Source organism: Prevotella sp. MGM2 (assembly GCF_002933955.1).
In the GTDB taxonomy this organism is placed as follows: domain Bacteria; phylum Bacteroidota; class Bacteroidia; order Bacteroidales; family Bacteroidaceae; genus Alloprevotella.
In genome coordinates this window covers 1-1498 of sequence record NZ_BEWW01000265.1, presented here as the reverse complement: position 1 = coordinate 1498, position 1498 = coordinate 1, and the positions used below count along the sequence as shown (strand labels likewise).

2 protein-coding genes are annotated in these 1498 nt (G+C 47.3%); both read left to right on the top strand.

Annotation, left to right across the window (positions count from 1 at the left end):
* Positions 1–266 precede the first annotated feature (266 nt).
* A complete protein-coding gene (locus tag C5S62_RS06775; RefSeq protein ID WP_104404637.1) occupies positions 267–1094 on the top strand; it encodes an ATP-binding cassette domain-containing protein in 828 nt (275 codons plus the stop codon).
* Positions 1095–1129: 35 nt separating this feature from the next.
* Positions 1130–1498, top strand: a 369-nt coding sequence (locus tag C5S62_RS06770; protein WP_133159528.1) for a hypothetical protein, incomplete at its 3' end; no start/stop codon positions are given.

Here is a 1498-nt window from a genome sequence, read left to right as displayed (position 1 = left end):
GTGTTAAAATGAGTGCATTCATTTTATTGTGTCGGAAATAGTTGAGGATTTTTTGTGATCCGGCCGGTTTATAGACTTTTATGAACTTGATATATAACGATTTTTAAACTCGTTATCTCTATTTTACAACCTGTTCAGGAAGCTTGTCTTAATTTTTTCCGTATTTTTTTACTTGATAATTTGGCTGGTATTAGAATAAGAATTACTTTTGCAGTGTACTATTATAGTATTACACCTGATAATATTAATTATAAAAGTTTCAACAGATGATAGAAGTCAGTAATATCCGCTTCAGTTATGGCCGCCGAACGGCTCCTGTTTTTGAAGATTTCAGCCTGTCGCTCCGCGAAGGCTGCATTTACGGCCTCCTGGGCAAGAACGGCACAGGCAAGAGTACCTTATTATATATGATGAGCGGTTTGCTTTTTCCTCAGGCCGGCGAAGTCATTTTCGATGGTAATCCCGTGGCCAAACGCAGTCCCGAGGTGCTGGAGGATATATTCCTCGTACCCGAAGAATTTGACCTGCCTGCCATGCGTCTTTCCAAATATGTGCGTATAAACGCCCCTTTCTATCCGCATTTCAGCGATGAAATCCTGTATGAGTGCCTGAAGGACTTCGATTTGTCGGCCGACATCCGTCTAGGCGAGCTTTCGATGGGACAGAAGAAGAAAGCCTTCATGAGTTTTGCCCTGGCCACCAATACCCGCCTGCTGCTCATGGACGAACCCACCAACGGACTCGACATTCCTTCGAAGAGCCAGTTCCGTAAAGTCGTGGTGCGCCACATGAACGACAGCCGCACGCTGGTCATATCCACCCATCAGATGCGCGATGTTGACATGCTTCTCGACCATGTGGCCATTATCGATGGCAAGCGTCTGTTGCTCAACCGCTCCATTGCCGACATTTGCAGCCGCCTGCGCTTTGAGGAACGTCCCGTCGGTGCTGATGTGAGTGACGCGCTCTACATCCAGCCCTCGCTTCAGGGTAATGCCGTTATCTGCCACAACGAAAAGGATGACGACACGCCGCTCAATCTCGAACTGCTCTTCAATGCCTTACAGGAGAATGCCGCTTCGCTCGGCTTATGACCAATAGTTTCCTACGTTTAAAAAGCCTTTAGAAAATGAATAAATTCAACATACATCGTTTCGGGCATCTGCTCCGTGCCGACATCATCACCAACCGCAAACAGCATATATCCGCTTTCCTGTCGGTCTTTTCCCTCTCTTTGCTGTTGCTGTTCTTTTCCTACTACAAGCCCAGTCTTTATGGTTGGGAGATCGTGGCCCCCAGCCGCGAATTGGCGGCGGACATCCTCTCCTCCCGTGCCAACCGCTTTTTCATGATGATGTTTCCTCTTTTTATGACCTATAATCTGAGCATGACCTTTTCGCATCTCTTGACAAAGCAGCAGCGCATTTCCTACATCATGTTGCCGGCCTCGCCCCTTGAAAAATTTCTTTCGCGCCTGTTGCAGCACACGGTGCTGTTC

What these genes read in the sequence shown, in the direction of transcription:
- C5S62_RS06775 (WP_104404637.1), top strand. Translation starts at nt 267, where the DNA reads ATGATAGAAGTCAGTAATATCCGCTTCAGTTATGGCCGCCGAACGGCT.